Here is a 25,837-nt window from a genome sequence, read left to right as displayed (position 1 = left end):
CCCCGGCCGGGCTTGCCGCCTGGCCTTGTCCTCCATCTTACAAGTTAACGTAAGCGTTTCATTATTAAGCTGTGACTAAATCACAGATTCTAGGCAGAAGGCCAAAAAATGTGGCAAAAATAGCACTCCTTTGAGTGGCGCCAGGTCGGGTCAAGTGCTGGCAAGAAAACCCTGAGAAACGCGCAAGTATATGCGGAGGGAAAACGGCATGTTCGTCCCGATAGTGCGCCAAAGAACAAGCATGGCCGCGAACGAGGTTGCTCCCATGAATGCAATGGGAGTTGCCCCTGACAGACCTCAGGGCTCCGGAGGGCTGGCGCGGTCCACCGCGGGGCCAGAACGTTCTGGTCACGCTACTTGTTCAGGCCTACGCTATAGTTCGTTTGGTGGCCTGGATCTTCCGGTTGACCGGTCGCATCCCTGGCACCGTCAGAGAACACGCTCACGCTTGGCGCGGTAGGGCCGGTTCGGCGCGTGCTTCGGACTAGAGCGAAATTTGTGCTTGGCTGGGGCGCCAGGATTCGAACCTGGGAATGTCGGTACCAAAAACCGATGCCTTACCACTTGGCGACGCCCCAATAGCCGTCAGAGTCGCTCGTGCGGCGCGTTATTAGCAGAGCAGCCGAAAAGCACAATCCTTATGAGTGAGGCCAAACTGTCAGCCAACTCTGCGCTGCTGGATCATGCCGGAACGACTATTCGCTCCAGACCGCCAACTCATTGCCGGCCGGATCGACGAAGTGGAAGCGCCTGCCGCCTGGAAACGCGAAGATCGGCTTGACGACCACGCCGCCCGCGCTTTCCACGGCTCCGAGAGTTTCCTCGAGATTTCCGCTGTAGAGCACGGGCAGGGGTTTGGCCGGCGCTTCCGCGGCCTCGGCTTGAAAACCTCCGTCCAGGCCCTCGCTGAAGGCCGAATAGGTCGGTCCATAGTCGGTGAACGACCAGCCAAAGGCAGCGCTGTAGAAGCCTTTCAGCCGGTCCAGCGTGCCGCCGGTCGCCGGCATTTCCAGATAGTCCAGTTTTCCGGGCTGTTTCATGGGGCACCTCGTTGTTCCCTTTATGTTCTAAGCGTCGAACGGTGAGGTGGCAAGTCTTTTCGACGCATCCGGGAGCATGGCTTTTTCTTAATCGATTGTAGCGGCCCGGCAGCTTTGCCGGCGCTTGCCTTTCGCACTGCAGCATCATATCGCTCCACAGTCGGACATGGGCGGAGCTTTCCGTTTCGCCAATCTTTCCAATCTCCTGCAACCGGAGAGCAAAGTATGACCAAATGGGTTTTCACCTTTGGCGATGGCGCGGCGGAAGGCCGTGCCGGCGACAAGAATCTGCTGGGCGGCAAGGGCGCCAATCTGGCCGAGATGTGCAGCCTTGGCCTGCCGGTGCCGCCGGGCTTTACGATCACCACCGAGGTCTGCAATGCCTACTATGCCAATGGCCGTGCCTACCCGGCAGGATTGGAAGCCGACGTCGCTATCGCGCTCGACCATATCGGCCGGCTGACCGGCCGGCGGTTCGGCGACCCTTCGAAGCTGCTCCTGGTTTCGGTGCGTTCCGGCGCCCGGGCGTCGATGCCCGGCATGATGGACACCGTGCTCAATCTCGGCCTGAACGACGAGACGGTCGAGGCGCTGGCCTCCGATTCCGGCGATGCGCGCTTTGCCTATGACAGCTACCGCCGTTTCATCCAGATGTATTCCGATGTCGTCATGGGCCTCGATCACGAGGTGTTCGAGGAAATCCTGGAAGACCAGAAGGCCAGCCTCGGCCATGAACTCGACACCGAGTTGACGGCCATCGAATGGCAAGGCGTCATCGCGCTCTACAAGGCCAAGGTCGAGGAAGAGCTGGGCAAACCGTTTCCGCAAGATCCGCACGAGCAGCTCTGGGGCGCGATCGGAGCGGTGTTTTCGAGCTGGATGAACAACCGCGCCATCACCTACCGGCGCCTGCACGACATCCCTGAAAGCTGGGGCACGGCGGTCAATGTCCAGGCGATGGTGTTCGGCAATATGGGCGAGACTTCGGCCACTGGCGTTGCCTTCACCCGCAACCCGTCGACCGGCGAAAAGCAGCTCTATGGCGAGTTCCTGGTCAACGCGCAGGGCGAGGACGTGGTCGCCGGCATCCGCACGCCGCAGAACATCACCGAGGCCGCCCGCATCGCCGCCGGTTCCGACAAGCCTTCCCTGCAGAAGCTGATGCCGGATGCCTTCCAGTCCTTCGTCGCAATCTCCGACAGCTTGGAAAAGCACTACCGCGACATGCAGGACCTGGAATTCACCATCGAGCGCGGCAAGTTGTGGATGCTGCAGACAAGGTCCGGCAAGCGCACCGCCAAGGCGGCGCTCAGGATCGCCGTCGAGATGGCCAGGGACAAATTGATCACCAAGGAAGAGGCCGTCGCGCGCATCGATCCGGCTTCGCTCGACCAGTTGCTGCACCCGACCATCGACCCGAAAGCCGCGCGCGACGTCATCGGCGTCGGCCTGCCGGCGTCTCCCGGGGCCGCCACCGGCGAGATCGTCTTTTCCTCGGGCGATGCCGAAGACCTGAAGACGCAAGGGCGCAAGGCAATCCTGGTGCGCATAGAGACCAGTCCGGAAGATATCCACGGCATGCATGCGGCCGAAGGCATCCTGACCACGCGCGGCGGCATGACCAGCCACGCGGCGGTGGTGGCGCGCGGCATGGGCAAGCCCTGTGTGTCCGGCGCCGGCTCGCTGCGCGTCGACTACAAGGCCGGCACGCTGCTTTCGATGGGCCAGACCTTCCGCAAGGGCGACATCATCACCATCGATGGCGGCAATGGCCAGGTGCTCAAGGGCGCCGTGGCGATGTTGCAGCCGGAATTGTCGGGCGATTTCGCCGCCATCATGGAGTGGGCGGACGCGGTGCGCCGCATGAAGGTGCGCACTAACGCCGAAACGCCGCTCGATGCCCGCATGGCGCGCTCCTTCGGCGCCGAAGGCATAGGGCTTTGCCGCACCGAACACATGTTCTTCGACGGCGCCCGCATCGTCGCCATGCGCGAAATGATCCTGGCCGACACCGAGAAGGACCGTCGCGCGGCGCTGGCCAAGCTTCTGCCCATGCAGCGTTCCGATTTCCTGGAACTGTTCGAGATCATGGCCGGGCTTCCGGTGACGATCCGCCTGCTCGATCCGCCGCTGCACGAATTCCTGCCTAAGACCGAGGCCGAAATCGCCGAGGTCGCGGCCGCCATGAATGTGTCGCCGGACAAGCTCAGGCAGCGTACCGAGGCGTTGCACGAATTCAACCCGATGCTCGGCCATCGCGGCTGCCGTCTTGCCGTCTCCTATCCCGAGATTGCCGAGATGCAGGCGCGTGCCATTTTCGAGGCCGCCGTCGAGGCGGGCAAGAAAGCCGGCGCGCTGGTGGTTCCCGAGATCATGGTGCCGCTGGTCGGTCTGGTGAAGGAACTCGATTATGTGAAGGCGCGCATCGATGCCGTCGCCAAAAGCGTCATGGACGAGAGCGGCGTCAAGATAGATTACCTGACTGGAACCATGATTGAGCTCCCCCGCGCGGCGATCCGCGCCCATGTCATCGCCGAGTCGGCCGAGTTCTTCTCCTTCGGCACCAACGATCTTACCCAGACCACCTTCGGCATCTCGCGCGATGATGCGGCCTCGTTCCTGGAGACCTATCGCCAGAAGGGCATCATCGAGCAGGATCCATTCGTCTCGCTCGACATTGAGGGCGTCGGCGAACTCGTGCGCATGGCCGCGCAAAAGGGCAGGGAGACCCGGCCCGACATCAAGCTTGGCATCTGCGGCGAGCATGGCGGCGATCCCTCGTCGATTCGCTTCTGCGAGGAGGTCGGGCTCGACTACGTCTCCTGCTCGCCCTACCGCGTGCCGATTGCCAGGCTGGCGGCGGCGCAGGCCGCGGTCCAGGTGGCGAAGACGGGGCGCGGATAGGCAATTCCAGGAAAACCGCGCAGCGCTTTTTCGTCAGCGATTGGGCAAGACAAATCGTTGGATCGGTTCGGCGATCCAACGACGCTGAACCGGTCGGGATGTCCTGGAACGAAGCTTACATTTTTGTATGAAAACTCACGCGAACGTGCTGGCGCCATCGCGTAATCCCGACATTGTTTCCGACCAGTTTGCGGACGGCCCGCCAATTGTCTCCGGAAACAGATGTTACAGATATCACCCGCTCCGTTCAGCTCGATCCTGATCATTCAAACGAAGTTCATAGGCGATATCGTTCTCGCATCGACACTCTCCAGGAACCTGCGGCTCGAATTTCCCGGCGCCAGGATCGTGTTTCTCTGCGAAGCGCAGTTCGAGAGCTTCGTGGTTGCGCATGGTATCGCTTCCGAGGTGGTTCCGTTCAGGCGCACTCGCATGCGTGGCACCCCGCTGGAGCGTGGAAAGGAGCTCTATGCCATGGTGCGGGCGCTGCGCCGCCACCGCTTCGACCTGACGATCGATCTGACCGATTCCAAGACCTCTCGAATTGTCAGCGGGCTCGTCAACGCCAGGACGCGTGTCGGCTACAATCCTCCCGAGAGGCCGCTGAGGCTGCTGGAGAGGCAGCCCGCCAATCTGTTCGCCAAACCATACGGGTTCGGCGGCCAGCATTTTGTCTATCGTTATCTCTCTCCCCTTGAAGCGCTCGGCATCGAGCTGCGCGTGACGGTGCCGAGCATCCAGCCGCCGCCATTCGAGGCCGCGAAAGCCCTGGCGCTTCTGGGCAGGCACCGTATCCGTCCGAAAGCATTCGTCGCCGTCCATGCAGGCGCGAGTTTCGAGGGCCGGCAATGGCAGCCAGCACGCTTTGCCGAGGCGATCGACCAGATTGCGGCTGAAACCGGATTGGGCGTCGTTCTGGTGGGAGGGCCAGGCGAACGCGAAACCGCCGCCCAAATCCTGGCCGGGACGGCGACGCCGGTGGTCGACCTCGTCGGAGCGCTGTCGCTCGAGAGCCTGCTGGCGGTCTTGGCGCAGGCTCGGCTGTTTCTCGGCAACGAAAGCGGCCCGATGCACATGGCCGCTGCCGCGGGTACCCCTGTTGTCGGCCTTTTTGGCCTGACGCATCCGTCGCGCTGGGGACCTGTCGGCGTGCCCAGCATCGCGCTTCGGCCGTCAATGCCGTGCGAGTGCGTGGCCAAGGACCTGTGTCGCCGGACCGACCCCAGCAAGGCATGCTGTGTCTGGCGCCTGGAAGTGAACCCTGTCGTCGACGCGGCGCGCGAGATCCTGGCACGCACCGAGCTGAAAAAGGAACGCGCTGTCTGAGCGGGATGGGTCGGCGAGACTGTCGCAAGATGGCGCGTCACCCAAGCGGGGAGGTCAAATTGCCGCGCCAGACGTTTTTCTGCTATCCATCGTCCGATTTCCGCCTTCATACGGGTTTTGGGATAGCGGCTTGAAATCGCCGGTCGGGAAATTGGTTTGATGCGTCTGCTGCCAAAACAACTCTGCATGATCGCCGTGTCGGTAGCGCTGATATCTAGCGCCCAGCTATCCTCCGCCCAGGCCGCGCCGCTGGTCGAACCCACGCTGCACATCAAGCCGGCTGCAAGCGGAGCCGGCCGCGTCGCGCTCACGCTCGATGCCTGTGGCGGCAAAACCGACACGCGGATTCTCTCGGCGCTGGTGGACAACAAGATACCGGCCACCATTTTCGTCACCGGCATCTGGCTGAAGCGTAACGCCGAGGCCGTCGCGATCATGCGGGCGCATCCCGAGCTGTTCGAACTGGAAAATCATGGCGGTCGCCATATCCCGGCGGTCGATACGCCACAGAAGATCTACGGCATACGCAGCGCCGGTAGCCCGGAAGCGGTCCTCGCCGAGGTCGAATCGGGTGCCGCCGCGCTCGCCAAGACAGGCGAGCCGGCACCGAAATGGTTCCGCGGCGCAACCGCCGAATACAGTCCCTCGGCCATCGCGATGATCCGCAAGCTCGGCTTCAAGATTGCAGGCTTCTCGATCAATGGCGATGGCGGCTCGCTGCTCGGCGCCAAGGAAACCGCCAGGCGTATCGCCGCTGCCAAGGATGGCGACGTCATCATCTCTCACGTCAACCAGCCGACCCATGCCGCCGGCGAAGGCGTGGTGCAGGGCCTGCTGGCGCTCAAGGACAAGGGCATGACCTTCGTGCGGCTCGACGACGCCGACGGGACGGGCAATCACGGCACCACCGACTGACCGGCGATGCTGGACCGGTCTGGCTCAGTCCGGCTTGGCTTCGATGCTGACCTTGCTGGCGTAGAATGCGCCGTGGTCTCGGATGTCGGTCATCTCATCGAAAGGCTGGCGATAGGCCCACATCGCGTCCTTGCCCGCTTCGCCCGCCGGCAGCACGCTCCAATAGCTGGCGTCACCCTTGTAGGGGCAGTGGGTCGCGTGGTCTGTCCGGCTGAGCTTGTCGAAATCGATGTCGTCGAACGGTATGTAGAAGGCGGCGGGGTAGGGGGCCTCCGTCAGCACCTTCGCCTTCGCGGACGAAGCGATGACGGTATCGCCGGCGCGGACCGTGACGGTACCGGAATAGGGTTCTATCGTGATGATCTTGTCGGGATTGCGCTGGAAACCCGGTGCGGGGTTGGCGATCTTGTCCATGCTGGTTCCTTCTTGCCCCGACCTTAAATATGCCCAACCTTAAGTGTGGTGGACGGTCGGGTTGCGCAAGGCCGGCAGTCACAAGCAAAACAAAAACCGTGCGCCCGGATGGCGCGGCATTGGCTTGGCGGCGCCGCGGAAATTCAGGCGGCGGTTTTGAAGGCGTCCATCAGCCCGGCATAGGCGGCCGCGATGCCAGCCACCGGGTTGTTGCTTCTCGAAACGGTCTCGACTTTCAGTGCCCCGCCGCCGGTCGGCAAGGTGAGCAGCAGAAACTGTCGATTGCCGCCATCGCCGACGGATGCCGCCGCGACGTGCTGGCCTTCCCCTTCGTTCTGGACGCACATCTTGAACAGCAAGGTACCGCCGACCGCTTCGAGCGCGCCGCCGACAACTTCGACGAACTCGTCTTCGGAAACGGTCTTCTCGTCCGGCACCAGATCGGCCAGGCTTTCGGCAAGCGTACTCTCGAGAACCTTATCGTCGAGCGCGTCCATGCGAACCTCTTTCAGTCGCCAATCGCACCCCTTTGCCCGTTAACGAAACTTAACGCCGACGATGGCCGGATTGTGGCGCTTTCCGCGGTCGATCCGATCACGAGAGTTTAAGCCGGTGTAATGTATTTGAAGCCCCTGCCATTAGAATGGCGGCAGAGGCCTCAGATCTCAGGCGCGCTTCAGCAGCGACCAGACGGCCGGCACGAGGCTGGCCGCGAGCGCAACCTTGATCAGGTCGCCGACGATGAAGGGCACGACGCCGAACTGCCATGACTTTTCCGGGCCAATCAGCAGCGCCAGCCAGGCAAAGCCCATCGCCATCATGATGACTTCGCCAACCAGCATGGCGTTGAAAAGCTTGATCGGATGACGATCCCAGCCGCGGTCGGCGGCCCAGCCGACAATCGCGGCCATGACCACGAAGCCGGCGAGATAGCCGCCGGTCGAGCCGAGCATGTAGGCAATGCCGATGCCCTTTTCGGGCGTGCCCTGGAAGACCGGGAAGCCCATCGCGCCTTCCGCCATGTAGAGCAGCAAGGTGGCGACGCCGAGCCGCATGCCGAAGGCGGCGGCGATCAGGAAGACGGCTAGCGTTTGCATCGAGATATCGACGGGCCCCAGCACGACCCTGGTCTTGGCCGCAAGGGTCAAGAGCAGCGTCCCGGCGATCGCCAGGAAAAACTGCGTTGCCAGCCGCGCCGCGCCGTCTTGCGGCAGGGCCAGAAAAACAAGCGGGCGCGTCGTCGTTGCGGTAGTCATGTTCTTCCCCAATCCAATCTGGCCGCGATCCAACAAACGCGGTCTTGCGTTTTCCTATATTGGCTTGCGTGCTATGCGGCAATCGGTTTTGCCGTTCCGGGGACAATGTGCCGACATGGCTCTCAGATTCGATACCAGTTTCGACCCCGCCTATGGCCAAGGCGTAGATGTAGCTCACGGCGTGCAACGCGTAACGGCCCGCAACCCCAGCCCCTTCACCTTTCATGGCACCAACAGCTATGTCGTGGGACGCGACACGCTGGCGGTGATCGATCCCGGCCCCGATGACGAGGCGCATCTCGAGACCTTGCTCGACGTGATCGCGGGCCGGCCGGTCAGCCACATTTTCGTCAGCCACACGCATCGCGACCATTCCCCGCTGGCGGCCCGGCTGAAGGAGCGCACCGGCGCTAAGGTGCTGGCGGAGGGACCGCACCGGCCGGCAAGGCCCTTGCATCTAGGGGAAACCAATGCCCTCGACGCCAGCGCCGACACCGCTTTCGTTCCCGACATCGCATCGCCGGACGGCGAACTGGTCAGCGGTGACGGCTGGGCGATCCGGACGGTGCTGACGCCCGGCCACACCGCCAATCACGCAGCCTTCGCGCTGGAAGGCACCGGCATCCTGTTTTCAGCCGATCATGTAATGGGCTGGGCTACTTCCATCGTCGCGCCGCCAGACGGGGCAATGGCGGACTACATGGCATCCCTCGACAAACTGATCGAGCGCGGCGATCGCCTGCTGCTGCCTGGCCATGGCGGACCGGTGACGGCGCCGCGCGCTTTCATGCGCGGACTGAAGACCCATCGCAAGATGCGCGAACGAGCCATACTGGAACGGATCAGAGCCGGCGACAGGACGATCCCCGACATGGTCAAGGCGATCTACAGGGATACCGATCCCCACCTGCACGGCGCCGCTGGGCTGTCGGTACTTGCCCATCTGGAGGATCTGGTGGCGCGCGGCGTAGTGGCGACGGAGGCATCTCCCGCCATGGACGGCATTTTCACGCCGGGCCGATAGGCGAGTGTGCCACGACGCGTCAGCCTTACCTTCGTGGCGCGCAATCTGCTGAAAAATGGCTACTGGGCCGGGGCCGCGCCGACCTGGCCGGCGACTTCCTGATCCAGTTCCGCCAGGAAATCGGTGATGCGCGCGGCGTTGTCGCCAAGGTCGTGGCGCCCGTAACGCGAGGCGGACCGCATGTCGACAATGACAGTGTCGCCGTCATCCGTAACGCGAATGGCGACGTCGGCGGGAAGGCCCAGAACGAAGCTCGGGGCGATGGCGGTGATTGTCACTTCCGTCTGTCCGGTGAGGTCGGGATAAGGCTCCGAAAGGTCCCAGCCGCGCCGGTCGAGCACGGTTTCGACGGCGTTGACGATGGTCTCGAACGGCAGGTCATAGCTTCGGGCGGTGACCAATGGATAGCTGTCGGTCTGCAACGTCTGCTCACCCGGCGTCGACGGGGACAGCACGTTCATGTCCTGGGTCCGGTCACCGACATCGAGCGCGGGCGGTTCATCGAAATCCGTCGAGATGTCCCGCAGCGGCGGATAGATCGTCGCCCAGTAGGCGGCGACGCCGTAAGGGGCGAGCACCAGCAGCGCCAGCAAGGCGCCGACGGTGAGATCGCGGCCACCACGGTCGCCAAAATTCCACAGCCTCGCAAAGGCCAGGCCGGCAAACAGCAGCGCCAGTGCCGCCAGCAGGGCGACAATGCCCAGCACCCACAGGAACACCGGCGTTTCAACGAGGCCGAAGCGATGGCCGACAAAGTTCGTCAGCAAAAGCACCGCGGAAAAGGCGGCCGTGCGCCGCGACCAGCCGGCGGCCTTCGACGTTTGCCGTTCGGGAATGCTAACCATTATTCTCTGCTGCCCCAACCCGGACGGAGGTTTAGTGCCTTTTTGCGGCCGCTTGAAGCCGAAACACGCAACATCCCCTCAATCCGTCGGCAAGCGATAGTCCCTGAACTGCTGACGCAAGGTGATCTTCTGGATCTTGCCGGTGGCGGTGTGCGGTATCTCGCCGACGAAGGCGACGTCGTCCGGCATCCACCATTTGGCCACCTTGCCATCCATGAAACCCAGAATCTCGGCCTTGGTCGGTTCCTTGCCCGGCTTGGCAACGACGACCAGCAAGGGCCGCTCGCCCCATTTCGAATGCTGGACGCCGATGGCCGCCGCTTCCGCTACATCGGGGTGGCCGACGGCCAGATTCTCCAGGTCGATGGTCGAAATCCATTCGCCGCCGGACTTGATGACGTCCTTGGCGCGGTCGGTGATCTGCATGTAGCCCCCGGCATCGATATGAGCGACGTCTCCGGTGTCGAACCAGCCGTCCTCATCGAACTGCTCGGCGCCGGCGCCACCATAATAGGCGCGGGCGACCGCCGGGCCGCGCACCTTGAGCCGGCCGAATGTCTTGCCGTCCCATGGTTGCGGATTGTTCTCATCATCGGTCACCTTCATTTCGACGCCGAAGGGCGGGTAACCCTGCTTGCTCTGGACGTCGAGCCGAGCCTCGCCGTCCAGGCCGGCATAGTCCGGCTTCAAGGTGCACAGCGTGCCGAGCGGTGACATTTCGGTCATGCCCCAGGCGTGGATGACCTGGACACCGTAATTGTCCTGGAATTTCGTCATGATCGCGCGCGGGCAGGACGAGCCGCCGATCACGACCTTGCCCAGATGGGGAAGCGTCTTGCCGGTCTCCTCCAGATATTGCAGCAGCATCATCCATACGGTCGGCACGGCGGCGCTGAAGGTCACCTTCTCCTGGTCGAGCAACTCATAGATCGAGGCGCCGTCCATCTTGCAGCCGGGCATGACCAGCTTGGCGCCGATCATCGGGCCGCTCTGGCCAAGACCCCAGGCGTTGGCGTGGAACATCGGCACCACCGGCAGGATCGTGTCGCGCGACGACAGGCCCATGGCGTCGGGCATGGCCGCGATCATGGCGTGCAGCACGTTCGAGCGATGGCTGTAGACGACGCCCTTGGGATCGCCCGTCGTGCCCGACGTGTAGCACATGCCGGCGGCGGTGCCTTCATCGAAGCTCTTCCAGGCGAAATCGCCATCAACCTCTTCAAGCCACTCCTCATAGGCAACGGCGCTGGGCAGGGTCGTTTGCGGCATGTGCGCCTTGTCGGTGAGCACGATCACCTTTTTCAGCGATTTGACGGCACCAGCGATCTTCTCGAGCAACGGGATGAAGGTGAGGTCGACAAAGACCGCCTTGTCCTCGGCGTGGTTCATGATCCAGACGATTTGTTCGGGAAACAGGCGCGGATTGAGGGTGTGGTAGATAGCGCCGATGCCCATGACGCCGTACCAGGCCTCGATGTGGCGGGCGGTGTTCCAAGCCAGCGTCGCGATGCGGTCGCCCAGGGCAAAACCGTCGCGCTCAAGGCGCTGGGCGACCTTGAGGGAACGACGATGGATGTCGGCGTAGGTGGTGCGCACGATCGGCCCCTCGATCGAACGCGAAACGATCTCGCGCGCACCATGCTGCCGCTCGGCGTTGTCGATCAGCTTGTGGCACAGCAGCGGCCATTCCTGCATCAGTCCCAGCATGCCGATCCTCCCTCACGCTGTTCGCCCGAGCTTTTCGCTTCACGCTTTTGGTCGCATTGTGAAGCGAACCGGCGAATTGTCCAGCCACCCAGGAGCGCAGCGGACGAAGGTCGGAGTTCGACCTGTATTGGCAAACGATTGAATTCGGCCGCTTTTCGATTTCGTTTGGCTGCATCGGGTCCAGACTACTCCGGGCTGGGACAGACTGCCGATGGCGGCTTGGCAGGCGGTTGGCCGGATTGGGCGCGGGCGCGCGCCTCCAGGCACCAAAGACATTGCGTTTATATCGGCCGGAGGATCTGCGCAATTTTTTATGATTTGAGAATAAGTCGGCACATTAGCTGCGACTTTTGGATCTGCATGCAGCAATGCAGCTGATCAAAATTTCCCGCCAATTGTTGCCGTTAAATAGATGCTTGCTGGCGCGGCCGCGCTGGCGTAGCTCTTGATCTTCGACTGAGTCGAATCGCCAATGGCGAGAGGTCCGATTCGCTTTGCGAAGAAGCGGCCTGCCAAGTGTAGTGGCGATTGCCGACACAGGGCACCTTCGGGGGAAGGGAAGGGGACGAAGTTGAATGTCGCTACATCAACGATTGTCGGAAGCCGGCACTTTCTCTTCAGAATTCGTTTCCAGCTCATCGGCGGACTGACATTCGCGATATCTCAAGATCAAGCAGGCGATCGACTGGATCTCCGCGCTTGTCCTGGTTGTCGTTCTTTCTCCCGTCCTGCTGCTGATAGCGTTGCTGATCCGGCTGGACTCGGAAGGGCCCGTGCTTTTTTGCCAGCCGCGCGTTGGCTACAGGGGCAGGATCTGCACCGTCTACAAATTCCGTTCGATGCGGCAGCATGCTGGCTTCGGCAGCGACAAGGACAACGCCATCACCAAGCGTGACGACGATCGCATCACGCGGGTGGGGCATTTTCTGCGTAAATTCAGGATCGACGAACTGCCGCAGGCGATCAACATTCTGCGCGGCGAGATGAGCTGGATCGGGCCACGGCCGGAGGCCGTCGTGCTGTCGCAGTGGTATGAAGCTGAACTGCCGTTTTACCGATACCGCCACATCGTCAGGCCTGGCGTGAGCGGGTGGGCACAAGTGAATCAGGGTCACGTCGCCGCGGTCGGCGACGTCATGGAAAAATTACACTACGATTTTTACTACATAAAGAACTTCTCACCCTGGCTGGACGTGCTGATCGTTCTCAGAACCATAAAGACGATGTTTACCGGTTTTGGCGCGCGGTAGCCAAATCAGGGACGCAAACCGATCGCGCGTGCAGGAAGCAATGGATCTCGCCTCGAGGAAAATAGCTATCATTGGACTTGGCTATGTCGGCCTGCCTCTGGCGGTGGCCTTCGGAGCGACAAGGGACGTGGTCGGCTTCGACATCAACCCGTCGCGGGTGGAGGCGCTGAGACGCGGCGAGGACCATACGCTCGAAGCCAGCAAGGAAGAAATCGCCGCCGCCACGGGGCTGAAGTTCACCAGCGAGAAGGCCGATTTGCGCGACTGCGGGATTTTCATCGTCACCGTGCCGACGCCGATCGACAGGGCCAACAGGCCGGACCTGAAGCCTCTCGTCATGGCGTCGACGACGGTCGGCGAGGTCATATCGCCCGGCGCGGTGGTGATCTTCGAATCCACCGTCTATCCCGGCTGCACGCAAGAAGTCTGCGCGCCGCTGATCGAGAAACATTCGGGCCTGCGCTACAACAGCGATTTCTTCCTCGGCTACAGTCCCGAGCGCATCAATCCCGGCGATCGCGAGCATCGGCTGCAGACGATCGTGAAGGTCACAAGCGGTTCCACTCCGGAGGCCGCGGAAGCCATCGACGCGCTCTATGCCTCGATCGTGCCGGCGGGCACGCATCGTGCCTCCAGCATTGCGGTGGCCGAGGCCGCCAAGGTCATCGAGAACACCCAGCGCGACTTGAACATAGCCCTGATGAACGAACTGTCGCTGATCTTCGGCAAGCTGGGCATCGACACATCCGAAGTGCTGGAGGCGGCCGGCACGAAGTGGAATTTTCTGCGCTTCACGCCCGGTCTCGTCGGCGGGCACTGCATCGGGGTCGACCCGTACTATCTCACGCACAAGGCCCAGGAACTCGGTTATCATCCCGAGGTGATTCTCGCTGGCCGCCGCATCAATGACGGAATGGGCCAGCACGCGGCGGACCAGACGGCCCGCCTGATGATGCGCAAGGGGATACCTGTGGTCGGCAGCCGGATCCTGGTCATGGGCGCCGCCTTCAAGGAAAACTGTCCGGATCTGAGGAATTCCAAAGTGGCCGATATCGTCGCGCAGCTCGGGCAGTACAATGCCGGCATCGATATCTGGGATCCCTGGGTCGACGCGCAGGAGTGCGCGCGCGCCTTTGGCGTGGCGAGTGTGAAGGAAATGCCCGCGCGGCGCTATGACGGCGTCATCGTCGCCGTCGGACACCAGCAGTTCCGCAGCCTGGGCGTTGCTGGCCTGAAGACGCTTTGCAAGGACCCCAGCGTCATCTACGACATCAAGGGTCTGTTCCCGAGGGACGTCACGGACGGGCGCTTCTGATGAAGGTTCTGGTCACCGGCATCGCCGGCTTCATAGGCTATCACGTCGCCAGGCGGCTCCTGGAGCGCGGCGACGAGGTTGTCGGCATCGACAGCATCAACGACTATTACGATCCCGGGATCAAGCAGGCGCGGCTGCGGCTCTTGGCCGAGACGAGCCGCGGCACCAATGCCGGCTATCAGTTCATCCACGGCAATCTCGCCGACAGGAGCGTCGTCGACGGTTGCTTCGCCGACCATGCCTTCGACAGGGTCATCCATCTCGCCGCCCAGGCCGGCGTCCGCTACAGCCTGGAAAACCCGCGCGCCTATGTCGAAAGCAACATTGTCGCCTACACCAACATGCTCGAAGCCTGCCGGGGCAGCGGTGTCGGGCACCTGACCTATGCCAGCACTTCCAGCGTCTACGGCGCCAACACCGACATGCCGTTCTCCGAGCATCGCCCGGCCGACCATCCCTTGCAGTTCTACGCCGCCACCAAGCGCGCCAACGAACTGATGGCGCACAGCTACAGCCATCTGTTCGGCCTGCCCACCACAGGCTTGCGTTTCTTCACCGTCTACGGCCCCTGGGGGCGCCCGGACATGGCGCTGTTCCTGTTCACCAGGAGCATCCTGGCTGGCGAGCCGATCAAGCTGTTCAACAACGGCAACCACACGCGCGACTTCACCTATGTCGAGGACATCGCCGAGGGCGTGATCCGCGCCAGCGACAGCCCCGCCGCGGCCAACCCGGCCTGGGATTCCAGCCATCCGGATCCGGCGACCAGCAGCGCGCCCTGGCGCATCTTCAACATCGGCAACAGCAATCCGGTGAAGCTGACGGCCTATGTCGAGGCGCTGGAAGCCGCACTTGGCCGCAAAGCCGTGATCGAGCTTCTGCCGCTGCAGGCCGGCGACGTGCCCGACACTTTCGCCGACACCTCGGCGCTGCAAGCGGCGGTCGGCTACCAGCCCCGCACCTCCGTCACGGACGGGGTCGGGCGGTTCGTCGATTGGTACCAGGATTATTTTGGACGGGGATAGCGCGAACGACAAGGGAGACAGCGTCGTTGCTGAGGGGGTTTGTACGCGCAAACGTGGCGGTCTGTGAATATCTCGACAGGGCCTTGCCGCCCCGCCTGCGCGCGGACGGCAATCGCACATTCGCAACCGAGATCGCGCCGGCGCTGCTGACTCCGGACGCATTGGTCTACGACCTCGGCGGAGGGGCAAGGCCGCTCGTCAGCCTACCGCAGAAGCGTCGCCTGGGCCTCGTCGTGGTCGGGCTTGACCTTGCCGCGGAAGAACTGTCGAAGGCTCCCGATGGCATCTATGACGAGGAGATCGAGGCGGACCTTACTGTGTTCAGGGGAAGGCAGGATGCCGATCTGGTGATATGCCAGGCGACCCTGGAGCATGTCCGCGATGGGGAAGGTGCGCTTCGCGGCATCGCCAGTTGCGTCAGGCCTGGCGGTCTGGTGGCCATTTTCTCGCCCTCACGCAATGCCGTTTTCGCCAGGTTGAACCGGATATTGCCGGAGCGCATCAAGCGGCGCCTGTTGTTTGCCATCTATCCCGACAAAGGCAAGGGCCATGACGGCTTCCAGGCCTTCTATGACAAATGCCTGCCAAGCGAGGTGGAAAGGATCGCGGCGCAAAACGGGTTGGAGCTTGTCCAGCGACGCCTGTTCTGGAGGAGTTCGTACTTTTATTCCTTCGTGCCGGCTTTCCTTGCCTGGCGTCTCTGGCTGGGCATCACCGCTCTCGTGCTCGGCAAGGACGCTGCCGAAACCTATGCCTATGTCTTTCGGCGCAGACCGTGATCCATCTAGGAGATTCTCCATCGGTCGTGGTTGGCGCTCGGCGTTTGCTCTCCAATGGGAGCGCGACGCGTGGTGCTGGACTAGGCGACAGCGCGCCGACCGGACCGCGAACCCGATGAAGCACATGCGGCAAGATACGGATGCGTCAGGCGATCCGAAAGCCCGCATTGCCGTTTTCATCCCTTCGCTTCGAGCAGGGGGCACCGAGCGGGCAATGCTTACCCTGGCGCGGGAATTCGACCGGCGCGGCCTGGTGACCGATCTCGTGCTTGGGCGTGCGGTCGGTGAATATCTTTCCCTGGTCCCCGGTAGCATCCGGATAGTGGACTTGCGGGCGTCTCGCATGCTGTTTTCGCTGCCTGGCCTGATCCGCTATCTCAGGGCGGAGCGGCCGCGGGTGATGCTCTCGGCCCTGCCTCACGCGAATATCTTGGGAATAGTGGCGTCCTTCCTGTCGCGGCAAGGGGTGCGTACGGTGATATCCGAGAGAAGCAACCTGTCCAGGACCCTTGCCGACACGAAATTGATCCGCGAGAGATTTTTGCCCCTCCTCATGCGGAGGACATACGGTCACGCTGACAGGATAATAGCGGTCTCGCACGGCGTCGCCGACGACCTGATCAGGAGCATTGGGCTCGATCCGAATTCCGTCGACGCGATCCACAACCCGTTGGATATCGAATCCATCCAGGCACAGGCCAGCGCGCCCATCGATCATCCGTTCGCGGACGAGGATGGCAGGCTTCTGCTGGTAGCGGTCGGTCGCCTCGATTTCGCGAAGGACCACGCCACTCTGATAAGCAGCTTTTCGCGGGTCGTAAGGACGCGATCCGTCAAGCTGGCGATTGTCGGGGAAGGGCCGCTGCGCAAATCGCTGCAGGCGATGATCGATGAGCTCGACTTGCGTTCCTCGGTCGCCCTCGTCGGCTTTTCGAAAAATCCGTATCCGTGGATGCGCCGCGCCGCGCTGTTTCTCCATTCGTCGCGAAGGGAGGGGTTTCCCAATACGATTATCGAAGCAATGGCCTGTGGGGCGAGAGTGGTGAGCACGAACTGCGAAAGCGGACCAGCCGAAATCCTGGAGGACGGCAAGTGGGGGCGCCTTGTCGCGGTGGGCGACGCGCAGGCCTTCGCGGCCGCGATAATGGCCGGCCTCGATGACATCAGCCCGCCCGACGTCAGGCGTCGGGCGCGGGATTTCAGTGTCGAGAAAGTGGCCGACGCGTATCTGCTCGCGATGGGTCTGGCGAGCACAACCGGAAAGGAGCGCCCGGATTAAAGTCCTGCATGTCATCACCGGGTTGCGGAACGGCGGCGCCGAGGCGGCTCTGTTCCGTCTGTGCACGGCCGAGCACAACCATTCGCATGCCGTGGTCTCGCTTTCCGACGAGGGAAAATACGGACCGCTACTTCGGGAGGCGGGTGTGCCACTGACGTGTCTGTCGATGCCGAAGGGAAGACTGAGCCTCGGTGGGCTCGCGGCATTTCGGCGTGTTCTCTCGACCTATCGGCCTGATGTCGTTCAGTGCTGGATGTATCACGCAAATCTGGTTGGAGGTGTGCTGGCACGGCTTTCGGGTGTCAGGCCGGTTGTTTGGGGGATGCATAATTCGGGACTGGATCCCCATGCCGCCCCCTTGGCCACAAGAATGGTGGACAGGGTCTGCGCGCTGATATCCGGAGTGGTACCGGCCCAGATTGTGAGCTGTTCGCAACAGGCCTCATTGCGCCATATCGGTGCAGGCTATTCGGCGTCGAATTGGACAATCATACCGAACGGTTATGATCTGGCTGTCTTCGAGCCGGACGAGACCGCGCGCACGCGGCTGCGGCGGGCCTGGTCGATAGAGGAAGGCCAGTTCGTCATTGGAAGCGTCGCCCGTTGGCATCCCGACAAGGATCACCGGAATCTTGTTGCTGCCCTGGCCGACCTGTCGGTTCGCGCCGAGTTCCCTTTCAGATGTATTCTTGTCGGCCCCGGAATCACGGTTGAAAATGCCGAGCTTGCCGGACTGCTGGATCGCTACGGGGTTCGCGACAAGGTGGAGCTGCTGGGTCCGAGGGACGACGTCGCCGCGCTCATGAATGCGTTCGACATCCATGTGCTTGCCTCCAGGAGTGAAGCATTCCCGAACGTCGTCGCCGAAGCCATGGCGTGCGGTACGCCCTGCGTGGCAACGGATGTCGGGGATATCGGCATGCTTGTCGGCAACACTGGATTTGTTGTTCCGAGCCAGAATCCGGACGCGCTTTCCCGTTCCATTGCAAGCATGGCCCTGGAAATGCGTGACGGGCGATCCTGGGCGGCCATGCAGCAGGCATGCCGCGACCGCGTGGCGTCCGATTTTTCACTGGAGCGGATGGCAAGGTCGTACAGCACCCTATGGGAGAGATTGTCCTTCAACGGCTAATGCATGTCGCCCGGCAGTGTCCTCGGTTCCGGGACAATGACATGCATGAAATCATAAGCTTACGGCAGGTCGAGCGATCCTGTTCGCCGCGACATGTTGCAGTGAGCGGAAAACGACCGGGACCAACAATTATATGCTAGTCTCGTGAGTCATCAGGCAGACGGTGGGGATTGCCATGTTGGAAACTGACAAGCTGTTCGCGGGCTCGGTTCCGGAAAACTACGACCGTTACATGGTGCCTTTGATTTTCGAACCGTTCGCCGCGGATATCGCGCAACGTGCCGTGGCCTTGTCTCCCGGCGCTGTTCTGGAAATCGCCGCGGGCACCGGGGTCGTCACCCGCGCATTGACGCCAGGATTGCCCCCGGATGCAAGCTATGTCGTGACCGACCTTAACCAGTCGATGCTCGACTACGCCGCTTCGCGACAGACACTCGACAGCCGCATCAAATGGCGCCAGGCGGATGCGATGGCTCTGCCGTTTGAAAATGCGACCTTCGATCTCGTCTGTTGTCAGTTCGGTGCCATGTTCTTTCCGAACCGCAGTTCTGCCTACCGCGAAGCCAGGCGGGTCCTGAAGCCGGGAGGCCGGTTTTTGTTCAACGTGTGGGATCGTATCGAAGAGAATGTATTCGCCGATGATGTCACGAATGCCCTCGCGCGGATTTTTCCCGACGATCCGCCGCGCTTCCTGGCGCGCACGCCGCACGGCTACCACGACAAGGCGGTGATCCGTCGCGACGTGGAGGCGGCGGGTTTCTCCCAAATTGTCATCGAGACGAGAGCAGAACAAAGCCGTGCATCTTCACCGCGCGTTCCTGCCGTCGCCTACTGTCAGGGCACTCCGCTTCGCAACGAAATCGAGGCCAGGGACGCTGGAGAACTGGACGCTGCTACCGATCACGCCGCATCCGCCATCGCCGACAGACATGGCAATGGCGAAGTTTCCGCCAAAATCCAGGCACATGTAATCGTGGCTGTGGCCTAGGTGTCGACCGCCTCGTTCCGGCAAGACGTATCGCCTGCTGGATTTCAGTTGCATAGCATTCGGAGTGGCGTGGACATCAACTGGGCGTGGGCCTGTGAGGCCGTCCACGCGCTGGATGCGCCGGCGTTGGGTGTCAGATGCGATATTTTGAGCAAGGCAATGGGTTGAGCGTGCAGGAATCAAGAAGAGATTACCTAGTATCTCCATTTGCACTAACCCCGCAAATGCTTTTGCTTATATCGAGTTTGGTATATTTTGTCCCGTTTGTTGCCGGCGGCTTTCAATATGTCGATGTTGGTGGAAGGAAGTATGATTTCATATATGATGTAGGTACGGGGTATGCCATTGCCGTTGCCATAGCCTGTGTTGCCGCGGCGATGGCTGTCTTCGTTCCGAGACGCCAGAGTTTCGAAATAAACGACGATAATCAGGCAGAGTCGTTAATAATTATTGCGATGATTATTATTTTCGGTGGAATTTCGATTGCGAACCCGGCGCTTTTTTCCGCGTCGAAAGCGGATGTTTTATCATCAACCGGACGCTTCCAATACATATTCTACAATACTTGTATCATCGGTGTGGTCTTCGGTACGCTGGCTGGTTGGAGGAAGTCCAAGCTTGTTATGACTCTGAGCTGTCTGGGCCTGGTTTTGACGCTGTACATCGGACATAGGTCTTCAGTTGCAATAACCATTTTAGCTTTACTATACGTTCGGTACAGAAATGTGCCGTTGACGATGATAAACAAGAGATATGTCGTTGGTGGATTTTCCGGCTTCTTTTTTCTGGCAGTGTACAAATCAGTTTATTCGGCGGTGAAGGCGGGGAATTTCGAACTCGTCGGCCAGAAAATAAAATTCGACCAATTGTCGGATTCCACCCTTGTCGGGTTGGAGCAGTTTGTGACACTGGCGCATTTGGATCTTATCGTGAAATACAGCTACACCTTGCCTTGTTCCAATCTCTGGCTGGTGCCGCTTTCTTTTATTCCATTTTCGGATGCGGTTTTCGGCAAGGATGGCTGTACTTACAACGAGCAGGTCCAGCCGCTCCTCTTCCCCGGCTACAGTGGCGGTGTCGCGGCAAATATCTGGGCTGAATTCTATGCAAATTTCGGATACGCCGGATTTCCGCTGCTCGTCATCATCCTTTCCCTGGCCTGTGTCGCCATCGAAGCGATAATCCGCAATGTCCGTAGCGCGGCGCTCAAGGCCGGTCTGATCGTGGCGATCATCCATCTCACATTCTACATCCAGCGCAAGGAACTGCTTGGCGCATTCATCTCCGCCAAGCGGGTCATCCTCGTGTCGCTGTTCATATTCGGCCTGGTGTACGTCCATCGAAAGTGCTTCCCGCGGGCATCGGCGGTGGTGGTGGGCGTGCGGGGTCCGCGTCGGGGCCATGGCTGAGGACATGACGGCGATAGCCAAACCTTCCGGATGGATGCGTGCACGGCGGGTCGCCCGGGACGTCACCGTGACCACATCCTCGAGTGGCGTCGCGGCGTTGTGCTCCATCGTTGCGCTGGCGCTCAACGCTCGCTCGCTCGGCCCGGCGGATTTTGGCACGCTCGCCGTAATCCAGGCCTATGTCACGTTCATCTCCGGCCTCGCCACGTTCGAGAGTTGGCAGCCCGTCATCAGGCTGTCCGCCAGGTCGCGCTCGCGTCTTGGTCCAGCGGCATCTTGTGGCATCGTCCTCGATGTTTCGGCCGCCTTTGCCGCCACCGCCGTGGCGGTTGGTGGGATACTGCTGTTTGGAGAGGCGATCGGCGTATCACACCAGAATCGGCTTCTGGCGTTGATTTACAGTCTTACCTTGCTGGCCGGTCTTGCCGGCACTTCCAAGGGGGTGCTGCGGCTGAACGGGCGGTACGACGTGATTGCCGGCAATCAACTCGCCCAGGGCGCCGCCGTGGTCGTTGCTTCGCTGGTTCTTTGGGCGACCGAGGCGCCTTTGATCGCTTACGTGGTCGTATTGGCGGCGATCGGTGCGCTCTACAATCTGACGCTGTTCGTCCGGCTGCTCATCCATGCCCGACGCGAGAACATCAAACTGTTCAATCCGCTTCGCTCCCGTTCCGGGCGGCGTTTCCTTTGGACATTCCTTGTCATGGCCACCGGAACCAGTCTGCTCTCGACCCTGGTAAGCGCGAGGCGGCATATCGCCCTGTTCCTTGTCGCCGGCCTTTTGGGAGAGGTGGCCGCGGGCACCTATTCCGTGGCATCGCGTCTGGCAACGATGATGTCCCGGCTGACCGGTCCTTTGAACCAGGTGCTCTTTCCCGAAATCGCCAAGCTTTCCAACGAAGAATCTCCTTCCCGCCTAAACAGGTTGAATGCCCGCATCACGACGGTTTCGGCATGTGCCGCCGCCGGCATGGCGGCTGGCGGCATCGTGCTGCAAAAATTCATCGTCGTGCTGGCCGCCGGTTCGGCCTATGCCGAAGCCTCGCTGCTTTTCGCCGTCTTGTTCACGGCCGAGTGCTTCGGCCTGGCCGGAATGCATTTCAACCCGTTGATCCAGGTTCTGGCCGGAACAAAACCGCTTCTCAAGATCATGGCGTCCGCCATCATCGTCTACCTGCCGCTTTCGTTCGCTCTTTCGGGCTGGATCGGGATTCCCGGCATTGCCTGGTCTGGTCTGTTCGTATCGGCGCTGGTCTACGCGGCAATGCTGGTGGTTTCCCAATTATTGCTGAAAAGGCGGATCCGCGCCGCGGAACATATCCAGGGCTGACATTTTGAGATACCTCTTCTGCCTGCCAAGATACCATACCAATGCCGTGCCTTGGGTGCGCATACTAACCTCGGCCGGGCACCATGTCTCGGTCGATGTCGTCGAAACAGGGGCCACCGAGAACCACATACTGCTTTCTCCCAACGTGGTGACACCGTCGGCGCTGTCGCGGCGAGTGATGCTCAGACGCCCGGGCGGCATCCCGAATTCGCCCTTTTCCTTTCCCGGCCTTGCTTCCTACTGGAGACATCTTCAGGCCGAGAATCCCGATGTGGTGATCGTGCGCGGCGTGACGCGGTGGTTCTGCAGGATCGCCGCGTTGTGTGCGATTTTGCAGAGGCGCAAGCTGGTTATCTACGACCAGGAGGATGCCAGCCCTCAGGCATGGAGCGGCACGTGGATCCGAAGATCTGTCTTTCGGCAGTTCGGGATATCGCACTTCACGTCACGGCTCCCGTCCTATCCTGGTGCCGTCGGGGCCGGCGGCGCCGTGCCCCTGCCATTCGGAAGTCCCTTCGAGCCAATCCAGAGCGGAAAGCTGCAAGGCAGGCCCTTGCACTGGCCGCCTCGCATCCTGATGGTGGCAAAATACCGGGAGCGAAAGGGGCACGGTTTGCTTCTGAAAGCGCTGTCGGCGATCTCGACGTCCGGGCCGTTTTCCGTGACGTTCTGCGGCGAAGAGGCAACCCATTCCGACACGGCTTTTTGTCAGACGCTGCTGCAAGAGGCCCAGGCGCTCGGATTGGCGGACAGGCTCCAGTTTCAAAACAACATAGCCCACGACCGGATGATCTCGGTCTATGCCAGCCATGATCTCGTGATACTGCCCTCGCTTGCGGAACCCGCTGCGATATCTCCCATCGAGGCGGCGTGGGCGGGATGTGCCGTCTTGTTGTCGCGCGACAGCGGCACGAGGCATTACCTTCCTGCGGGTCCCACGTTCGACTTCGATCCCGACGACCCGCAGGACATAGCACGCGCGATTGCCGGTCTTATCGCCGGGCCCGAGAACCTAAGGCTAGCAAGAGACGCATGTTTCACGCGCATTTCTTCCATAGCCAATGACGATGTGATCTTGCGGCTGTTCGAGACGTTTGGGCATGGCGCCGTGCGGCCGCGCATGACGATGAACTGACGGTCATCCGGAGGGGGCGGGGAGTGGGGTCTGAAGTCGGAAAGAAGATTGTCATCTCGATCAACACATCCTGGAACGTCGTCAATTTCCGCAAGGGTTTGATCGAGGCATTGCGGGGGCGCGGCTATGATGTCGTCGTCGTCGCGCCCAGGGACGAGTATTCGTCCCTGATCCCGCCGATGGGGTGCCGCCATGTCGAAATCGAAATCGACAATTCCGGCACGTCACCGTTTCGCGACCTTGCGCTTTTGTGGCGCTACTGGCGTATCCTGCGTCGCGAGAAGCCGCTGGCGTTCGTTGGCTTCACCATCAAGCCCAACGTGTTCGGCTCGATGGCCGCGAACCTGAATGGCATTCCGGTCATAAACAATGTTTCGGGGTTGGGCACGGTCTTCGTCCGTGGCGGCTTTCTCCAGCGAATTGCCAAAGTCTTGTATCGCCTGGGGCTGTCGCGATCGAAGGTGGTCTTCTTTCAAAACGACGACGACCGCATGCTGTTTGTCAACGCACGCATTGTGCGCAAGGAGCGGACCGCGTTGCTGCCTGGCTCCGGCGTCGATCTCGTGCGCTTCTCGCCATCGCCTTGCCAGCGCGCACCGTCGAGCGCCATCGTCTTTCTGCTGGTGGCGCGGCTGCTCTGGGACAAGGGTGTCGGGGAGTTCATCGAAGCTGCCCGCCTCGTTCGTCGGCAGGTGCCGGACGCGCGCTTCCAACTCCTCGGCTTTCTCGATGTCGAGAACCGCACGGCGGTCACTCACGCCGAGGTCGAGCAATGGGTCGAAGAGGGGTTGGTCGAGTATCTCGGTGCCACCGATGATGTTCGCCCCTTCCTCAGCGCAGCCGATTGCGTCGTTCTGCCTTCCTACAGGGAGGGCACGCCACGCTCGCTGCTCGAGGCGGCCGCGATGGGCAAGCCCTTGATCGCCACCGACGTGCCTGGCTGCAAGGAGGTGGTGGACCACGCCGTCAACGGTTTTCTTTGCCGGGTCAGGGATGCCGATGACCTGGCAAAAAAGATGATCGAATTCACCGTCTTGGCCGGAGCCGTCAGGGACGCGATGGGAACGGAGAGCAGGAAAAAGGTTGAACGCCAGTTTTCGGAAACGATCGTCGTCGACAGGTACCTGCACCAGATCGAGAAGCTCACGGCTATTGCAACGTGATGGGTGGGCAAGCCTGCCTTTTCGACGGTTCAGGATTGTAATTCGTCCGCGCGGTAATACCTTGCCAAGAGCGAGTATTACTGGAAACGAACATAAGCACCACCGTTACCGCCAAGGGACAAGTGACCATTCCCAAACCGGTTCGCGATCTGTTGGGGATCGTTCCTGGCAGCAGGGTCGATTTCCGCCGGGCTGCTGATGGAAGCATCGTGCTAGCCCGCGCCGACGAAAAATCGCCCGCAAGCCGCTTTGCCAAGTTGCGCGGCCATGCCGGCGTGGGCCTTACAACCGATGCGATCATGGCGCTGACGCGTGGCGAGACGTGACGCTCGTCGACACCAATGTTCTGCTCGACCTTGTGACGGACGATCCGCACTGGGCGGATTGGTTGATAGCACAGCTTGAGATGGCGAGGCTCAACGGGCCGTTGTTGATCAACGATGCGGTCTACGCCGAGCTTGCTGTGCGCTATGACCGCGTCGAGGATCTTGAGATGTTTCTTGATGCTGCCGATCTTGAAATGGTCGCGATGCCGAGAGCTGCGCTTTTCCTGGCTGGAAAGGTGTTTACACAATACCGTCGATCAGGGCGCGCCAAGACAGGCGTGTTGCCGGACTTCTTCATTGGCGCCCATGCCGCAGCCAGTCGCCTTCCGCTCCTCACCCGTGATGTCGGCCGATACCGAACCTATTTCCCCTCTTTAAGGCTGATCGCTCCTGGGTCATGACCAACCGCCAAGTCAGGGCAATTCATCAGCCCCGAAGCTGCTCCTGGCTGCATCACCGATCGTGAATTCACCCCCCAAATCTATCCAGCCGTGATCAGTCGCGCTCGGGCTCAGTCACGGCTCAAAGGAAATATCAATTTCTTTCCGGATAATCATACATTCGTCGATGATAATCAGAATTGTTAATGCGCAATTGCTAAAATGATGTGCTGCCGAGGTCACGCCACAAGTCAAAAATCTCGCGCCCGCGCGAAACTGGTTGGAATTATGGCAAAAAACTGTTACGCGCTGATATCACCGTCTTTTGATTTGGCGGACTCGAAGGAGCGGCGTTCGAGGGAAGGGCAAAACGAATGAATCTCATCGTTAGAACCGTAGTGGTTGGGTTTGTCGTTTCAGTCGGTTTTGGTTCGGTGTCCGCGTATGCTCAGGATGCATCGTGCAGTTGCGCCACCGCCTACCGCGGTCCGCAAAATCCGGTTGGCTCCATTGTTTACACCAGCGGCGATGTGATGGTGTCGCAGGCCGCCGGATACGGCCCGGCCAAGGCGGGAAACGCGCTTGATTTCGGCAGCCGTGTGGTGGTCGGCGCCAAGGGGACGGCATCCGTGGCCTTTGGCGGTTGCAATCTGGATGTGCCGGCGAATTCGAGCCTGGATGTCTCTCGTGTCGAGGGTAACATCTGCCTCAAGCTGGTGGGCTCGGAACAGACCGCGGCCGTCCAGCGATCTGACGGTGCGGCCGGCGGTTTCGGTCCGCCCGAGGGGATTTTTGCCGGCGCGCTTCTTACGACCGGTGTGCTTGCAGCAACGCAGAACGACGACAACGCTGTCAGCCGCTAAACACGGTAGACCATTGCCGTGGTCGGAAGCGG

24 protein-coding genes and 1 tRNA gene are annotated in these 25,837 nt (G+C 61.2%); 18 read left to right on the top strand and 7 right to left on the bottom strand.

Annotated elements, in window-relative coordinates:
* Positions 1–503 precede the first annotated feature (503 nt).
* Together LB569_RS26430 and LB569_RS26425 are read right to left on the bottom strand one after the other, a co-directional pair.
* Positions 504–578: transfer RNA gene (locus tag LB569_RS26430), tRNA-Gln, on the bottom strand.
* 117 nt (positions 579–695) lie between these two features.
* A complete protein-coding gene (locus LB569_RS26425) occupies positions 696–1,040 on the bottom strand; it encodes a VOC family protein (protein WP_140710410.1) in 345 nt (114 codons plus the stop codon).
* A gap of 225 nt (positions 1,041–1,265) precedes the next feature.
* On the opposite strand from LB569_RS26425, the gene ppdK reads away from it, so the two are divergent.
* From ppdK to LB569_RS26410, 3 genes are all read left to right on the top strand, one after another.
* A complete protein-coding gene (gene ppdK / locus LB569_RS26420) occupies positions 1,266–3,944 on the top strand; it encodes a pyruvate, phosphate dikinase (protein ID WP_224694690.1) in 2,679 nt (892 codons plus the stop codon).
* Positions 3,945–4,166: 222 nt separating this feature from the next.
* Complete coding sequence (locus tag LB569_RS26415) at positions 4,167–5,270, top strand: glycosyltransferase family 9 protein (protein ID WP_224694689.1); 1,104 nt, start codon at positions 4,167–4,169, stop codon at positions 5,268–5,270.
* Positions 5,271–5,429: 159 nt separating this feature from the next.
* Positions 5,430–6,185, top strand: a complete 756-nt coding sequence (locus LB569_RS26410; protein WP_224694688.1) for a polysaccharide deacetylase family protein — start codon at positions 5,430–5,432, stop codon at positions 6,183–6,185.
* 24 nt (positions 6,186–6,209) lie between these two features.
* On the opposite strand, the gene LB569_RS26405 is transcribed toward LB569_RS26410, so the two are convergent.
* From LB569_RS26405 to LB569_RS26395, 3 genes are all read right to left on the bottom strand, one after another.
* On the bottom strand, positions 6,210–6,599 hold the full coding sequence (locus tag LB569_RS26405) for a DUF427 domain-containing protein (protein ID WP_224694687.1): 390 nt from the start codon (positions 6,597–6,599) through the stop codon (positions 6,210–6,212).
* Between the two features lie 143 nt (positions 6,600–6,742).
* Complete coding sequence (locus tag LB569_RS26400) at positions 6,743–7,096, bottom strand: hypothetical protein (protein WP_140710420.1); 354 nt, start codon at positions 7,094–7,096, stop codon at positions 6,743–6,745.
* 168 nt (positions 7,097–7,264) lie between these two features.
* Positions 7,265–7,855: a biotin transporter BioY gene (locus LB569_RS26395; RefSeq protein ID WP_224694686.1), complete on the bottom strand. Its 591-nt coding sequence runs from the start codon at positions 7,853–7,855 to the stop codon at positions 7,265–7,267.
* A gap of 115 nt (positions 7,856–7,970) precedes the next feature.
* On the opposite strand from LB569_RS26395, the gene LB569_RS26390 reads away from it, so the two are divergent.
* On the top strand, positions 7,971–8,879 hold the full coding sequence (locus tag LB569_RS26390) for an MBL fold metallo-hydrolase (protein WP_224694685.1): 909 nt from the start codon (positions 7,971–7,973) through the stop codon (positions 8,877–8,879).
* Between the two features lie 59 nt (positions 8,880–8,938).
* Here LB569_RS26390 and LB569_RS26385 read toward each other — a convergent pair whose 3' ends face one another.
* Both LB569_RS26385 and LB569_RS26380 read right to left on the bottom strand, forming a co-directional pair.
* Complete coding sequence (locus LB569_RS26385; RefSeq protein ID WP_224694684.1) at positions 8,939–9,724, bottom strand: DUF1499 domain-containing protein; 786 nt, start codon at positions 9,722–9,724, stop codon at positions 8,939–8,941.
* A 78-nt stretch (positions 9,725–9,802) separates the two neighbouring features.
* Positions 9,803–11,431, bottom strand: a complete 1,629-nt coding sequence (locus tag LB569_RS26380) for a fatty-acid--CoA ligase (RefSeq protein ID WP_224694683.1) — start codon at positions 11,429–11,431, stop codon at positions 9,803–9,805.
* A 668-nt stretch (positions 11,432–12,099) separates the two neighbouring features.
* Here LB569_RS26380 and LB569_RS26375 point away from each other — a divergent pair.
* The 14 genes from LB569_RS26375 to LB569_RS26310 all read left to right on the top strand — a co-directional run bounded on the left by LB569_RS26375 (position 12,100) and on the right by LB569_RS26310 (position 25,805).
* Positions 12,100–12,681, top strand: coding sequence for a sugar transferase (locus tag LB569_RS26375; RefSeq protein WP_224694698.1), 582 nt, complete (start codon positions 12,100–12,102; stop codon positions 12,679–12,681).
* Between the two features lie 40 nt (positions 12,682–12,721).
* Positions 12,722–13,996, top strand: coding sequence for a nucleotide sugar dehydrogenase (locus LB569_RS26370; protein ID WP_224694682.1), 1,275 nt, complete (start codon positions 12,722–12,724; stop codon positions 13,994–13,996).
* On the top strand, positions 13,996–15,021 hold the full coding sequence (locus LB569_RS26365; protein WP_224694681.1) for an NAD-dependent epimerase: 1,026 nt from the start codon (positions 13,996–13,998) through the stop codon (positions 15,019–15,021). The genes LB569_RS26370 and LB569_RS26365 overlap by 1 nt, the downstream gene beginning before the upstream one ends.
* Before the next feature lie 26 nt (positions 15,022–15,047).
* The gene (locus LB569_RS26360; RefSeq protein WP_224694680.1) at positions 15,048–15,800 is read left to right on the top strand and encodes a class I SAM-dependent methyltransferase; all 753 of its coding nucleotides are present in this window, start codon (positions 15,048–15,050) and stop codon (positions 15,798–15,800) included.
* Positions 15,801–15,915: 115 nt separating this feature from the next.
* The gene (locus tag LB569_RS26355) at positions 15,916–17,079 is read left to right on the top strand and encodes a glycosyltransferase (protein WP_224694679.1); all 1,164 of its coding nucleotides are present in this window, start codon (positions 15,916–15,918) and stop codon (positions 17,077–17,079) included.
* Complete coding sequence (locus tag LB569_RS26350) at positions 17,003–18,211, top strand: glycosyltransferase family 4 protein (RefSeq protein ID WP_224694678.1); 1,209 nt, start codon at positions 17,003–17,005, stop codon at positions 18,209–18,211. The genes LB569_RS26355 and LB569_RS26350 overlap by 77 nt, the downstream gene beginning before the upstream one ends.
* A 175-nt stretch (positions 18,212–18,386) precedes the next feature.
* On the top strand, positions 18,387–19,199 hold the full coding sequence (locus LB569_RS26345; RefSeq protein ID WP_224694677.1) for a class I SAM-dependent methyltransferase: 813 nt from the start codon (positions 18,387–18,389) through the stop codon (positions 19,197–19,199).
* 164 nt (positions 19,200–19,363) lie between these two features.
* Positions 19,364–20,608 (top strand): hypothetical protein, encoded by a 1,245-nt coding sequence (locus LB569_RS26340; protein ID WP_224694676.1) that lies wholly within the window; start codon positions 19,364–19,366, stop codon positions 20,606–20,608.
* Complete coding sequence (locus tag LB569_RS26335; RefSeq protein ID WP_318013142.1) at positions 20,601–21,938, top strand: lipopolysaccharide biosynthesis protein; 1,338 nt, start codon at positions 20,601–20,603, stop codon at positions 21,936–21,938. Before LB569_RS26340 ends, LB569_RS26335 begins: the two co-directional genes overlap by 8 nt.
* 55 nt (positions 21,939–21,993) lie before the next feature.
* Positions 21,994–23,073, top strand: a complete 1,080-nt coding sequence (locus tag LB569_RS31970; RefSeq protein WP_224694675.1) for a glycosyltransferase family 4 protein — start codon at positions 21,994–21,996, stop codon at positions 23,071–23,073.
* A 23-nt stretch (positions 23,074–23,096) separates the two neighbouring features.
* Positions 23,097–24,236, top strand: a complete 1,140-nt coding sequence (locus LB569_RS26325; RefSeq protein ID WP_224694674.1) for a glycosyltransferase family 4 protein — start codon at positions 23,097–23,099, stop codon at positions 24,234–24,236.
* Between the two features lie 92 nt (positions 24,237–24,328).
* Complete coding sequence (locus LB569_RS26320; protein ID WP_224694696.1) at positions 24,329–24,562, top strand: AbrB/MazE/SpoVT family DNA-binding domain-containing protein; 234 nt, start codon at positions 24,329–24,331, stop codon at positions 24,560–24,562.
* Positions 24,559–24,963: a type II toxin-antitoxin system VapC family toxin gene (locus LB569_RS26315; protein WP_224694673.1), complete on the top strand. Its 405-nt coding sequence runs from the start codon at positions 24,559–24,561 to the stop codon at positions 24,961–24,963. The genes LB569_RS26320 and LB569_RS26315 overlap by 4 nt, the downstream gene beginning before the upstream one ends.
* A 353-nt stretch (positions 24,964–25,316) precedes the next feature.
* Positions 25,317–25,805 (top strand): hypothetical protein, encoded by a 489-nt coding sequence (locus LB569_RS26310; protein ID WP_224694672.1) that lies wholly within the window; start codon positions 25,317–25,319, stop codon positions 25,803–25,805.
* Positions 25,806–25,837 lie beyond the last annotated feature (32 nt).

It is taken from the genome of Mesorhizobium sp. BH1-1-4, from assembly GCF_020165665.1.
GTDB lineage: Bacteria > Pseudomonadota > Alphaproteobacteria > Rhizobiales > Rhizobiaceae > Mesorhizobium.
Note: the sequence above shows the minus strand (reverse complement) of the source record. Positions and strands in the feature narration are given on the sequence as shown.

Excerpts from the sequence above, each read along its gene's own strand:
- LB569_RS26425 (WP_140710410.1), bottom strand. The coding sequence starts at position 1,040 with ATGAAACAGCCCGGAAAACTGGACTATCTGGAAATGCCGGCGACCGGC.
- ppdK (WP_224694690.1), top strand. The coding sequence starts at position 1,266 with ATGACCAAATGGGTTTTCACCTTTGGCGATGGCGCGGCGGAAGGCCGT.
- LB569_RS26415 (WP_224694689.1), top strand. The coding sequence starts at position 4,167 with ATGTTACAGATATCACCCGCTCCGTTCAGCTCGATCCTGATCATTCAA.
- LB569_RS26410 (WP_224694688.1), top strand. The coding sequence starts at position 5,430 with ATGCGTCTGCTGCCAAAACAACTCTGCATGATCGCCGTGTCGGTAGCG.
- LB569_RS26405 (WP_224694687.1), bottom strand. The coding sequence starts at position 6,599 with ATGGACAAGATCGCCAACCCCGCACCGGGTTTCCAGCGCAATCCCGAC.
- LB569_RS26400 (WP_140710420.1), bottom strand. The coding sequence starts at position 7,096 with ATGGACGCGCTCGACGATAAGGTTCTCGAGAGTACGCTTGCCGAAAGC.
- LB569_RS26395 (WP_224694686.1), bottom strand. The coding sequence starts at position 7,855 with ATGACTACCGCAACGACGACGCGCCCGCTTGTTTTTCTGGCCCTGCCG.
- LB569_RS26390 (WP_224694685.1), top strand. The coding sequence starts at position 7,971 with ATGGCTCTCAGATTCGATACCAGTTTCGACCCCGCCTATGGCCAAGGC.
- LB569_RS26385 (WP_224694684.1), bottom strand. The coding sequence starts at position 9,724 with ATGGTTAGCATTCCCGAACGGCAAACGTCGAAGGCCGCCGGCTGGTCG.
- LB569_RS26380 (WP_224694683.1), bottom strand. The coding sequence starts at position 11,431 with ATGCTGGGACTGATGCAGGAATGGCCGCTGCTGTGCCACAAGCTGATC.
- LB569_RS26370 (WP_224694682.1), top strand. The coding sequence starts at position 12,722 with ATGGATCTCGCCTCGAGGAAAATAGCTATCATTGGACTTGGCTATGTC.
- LB569_RS26365 (WP_224694681.1), top strand. The coding sequence starts at position 13,996 with ATGAAGGTTCTGGTCACCGGCATCGCCGGCTTCATAGGCTATCACGTC.
- LB569_RS26355 (WP_224694679.1), top strand. The coding sequence starts at position 15,916 with ATGAAGCACATGCGGCAAGATACGGATGCGTCAGGCGATCCGAAAGCC.
- LB569_RS26345 (WP_224694677.1), top strand. The coding sequence starts at position 18,387 with ATGTTGGAAACTGACAAGCTGTTCGCGGGCTCGGTTCCGGAAAACTAC.
- LB569_RS26335 (WP_318013142.1), top strand. The coding sequence starts at position 20,601 with ATGGCTGAGGACATGACGGCGATAGCCAAACCTTCCGGATGGATGCGT.
- LB569_RS26310 (WP_224694672.1), top strand. The coding sequence starts at position 25,317 with ATGAATCTCATCGTTAGAACCGTAGTGGTTGGGTTTGTCGTTTCAGTC.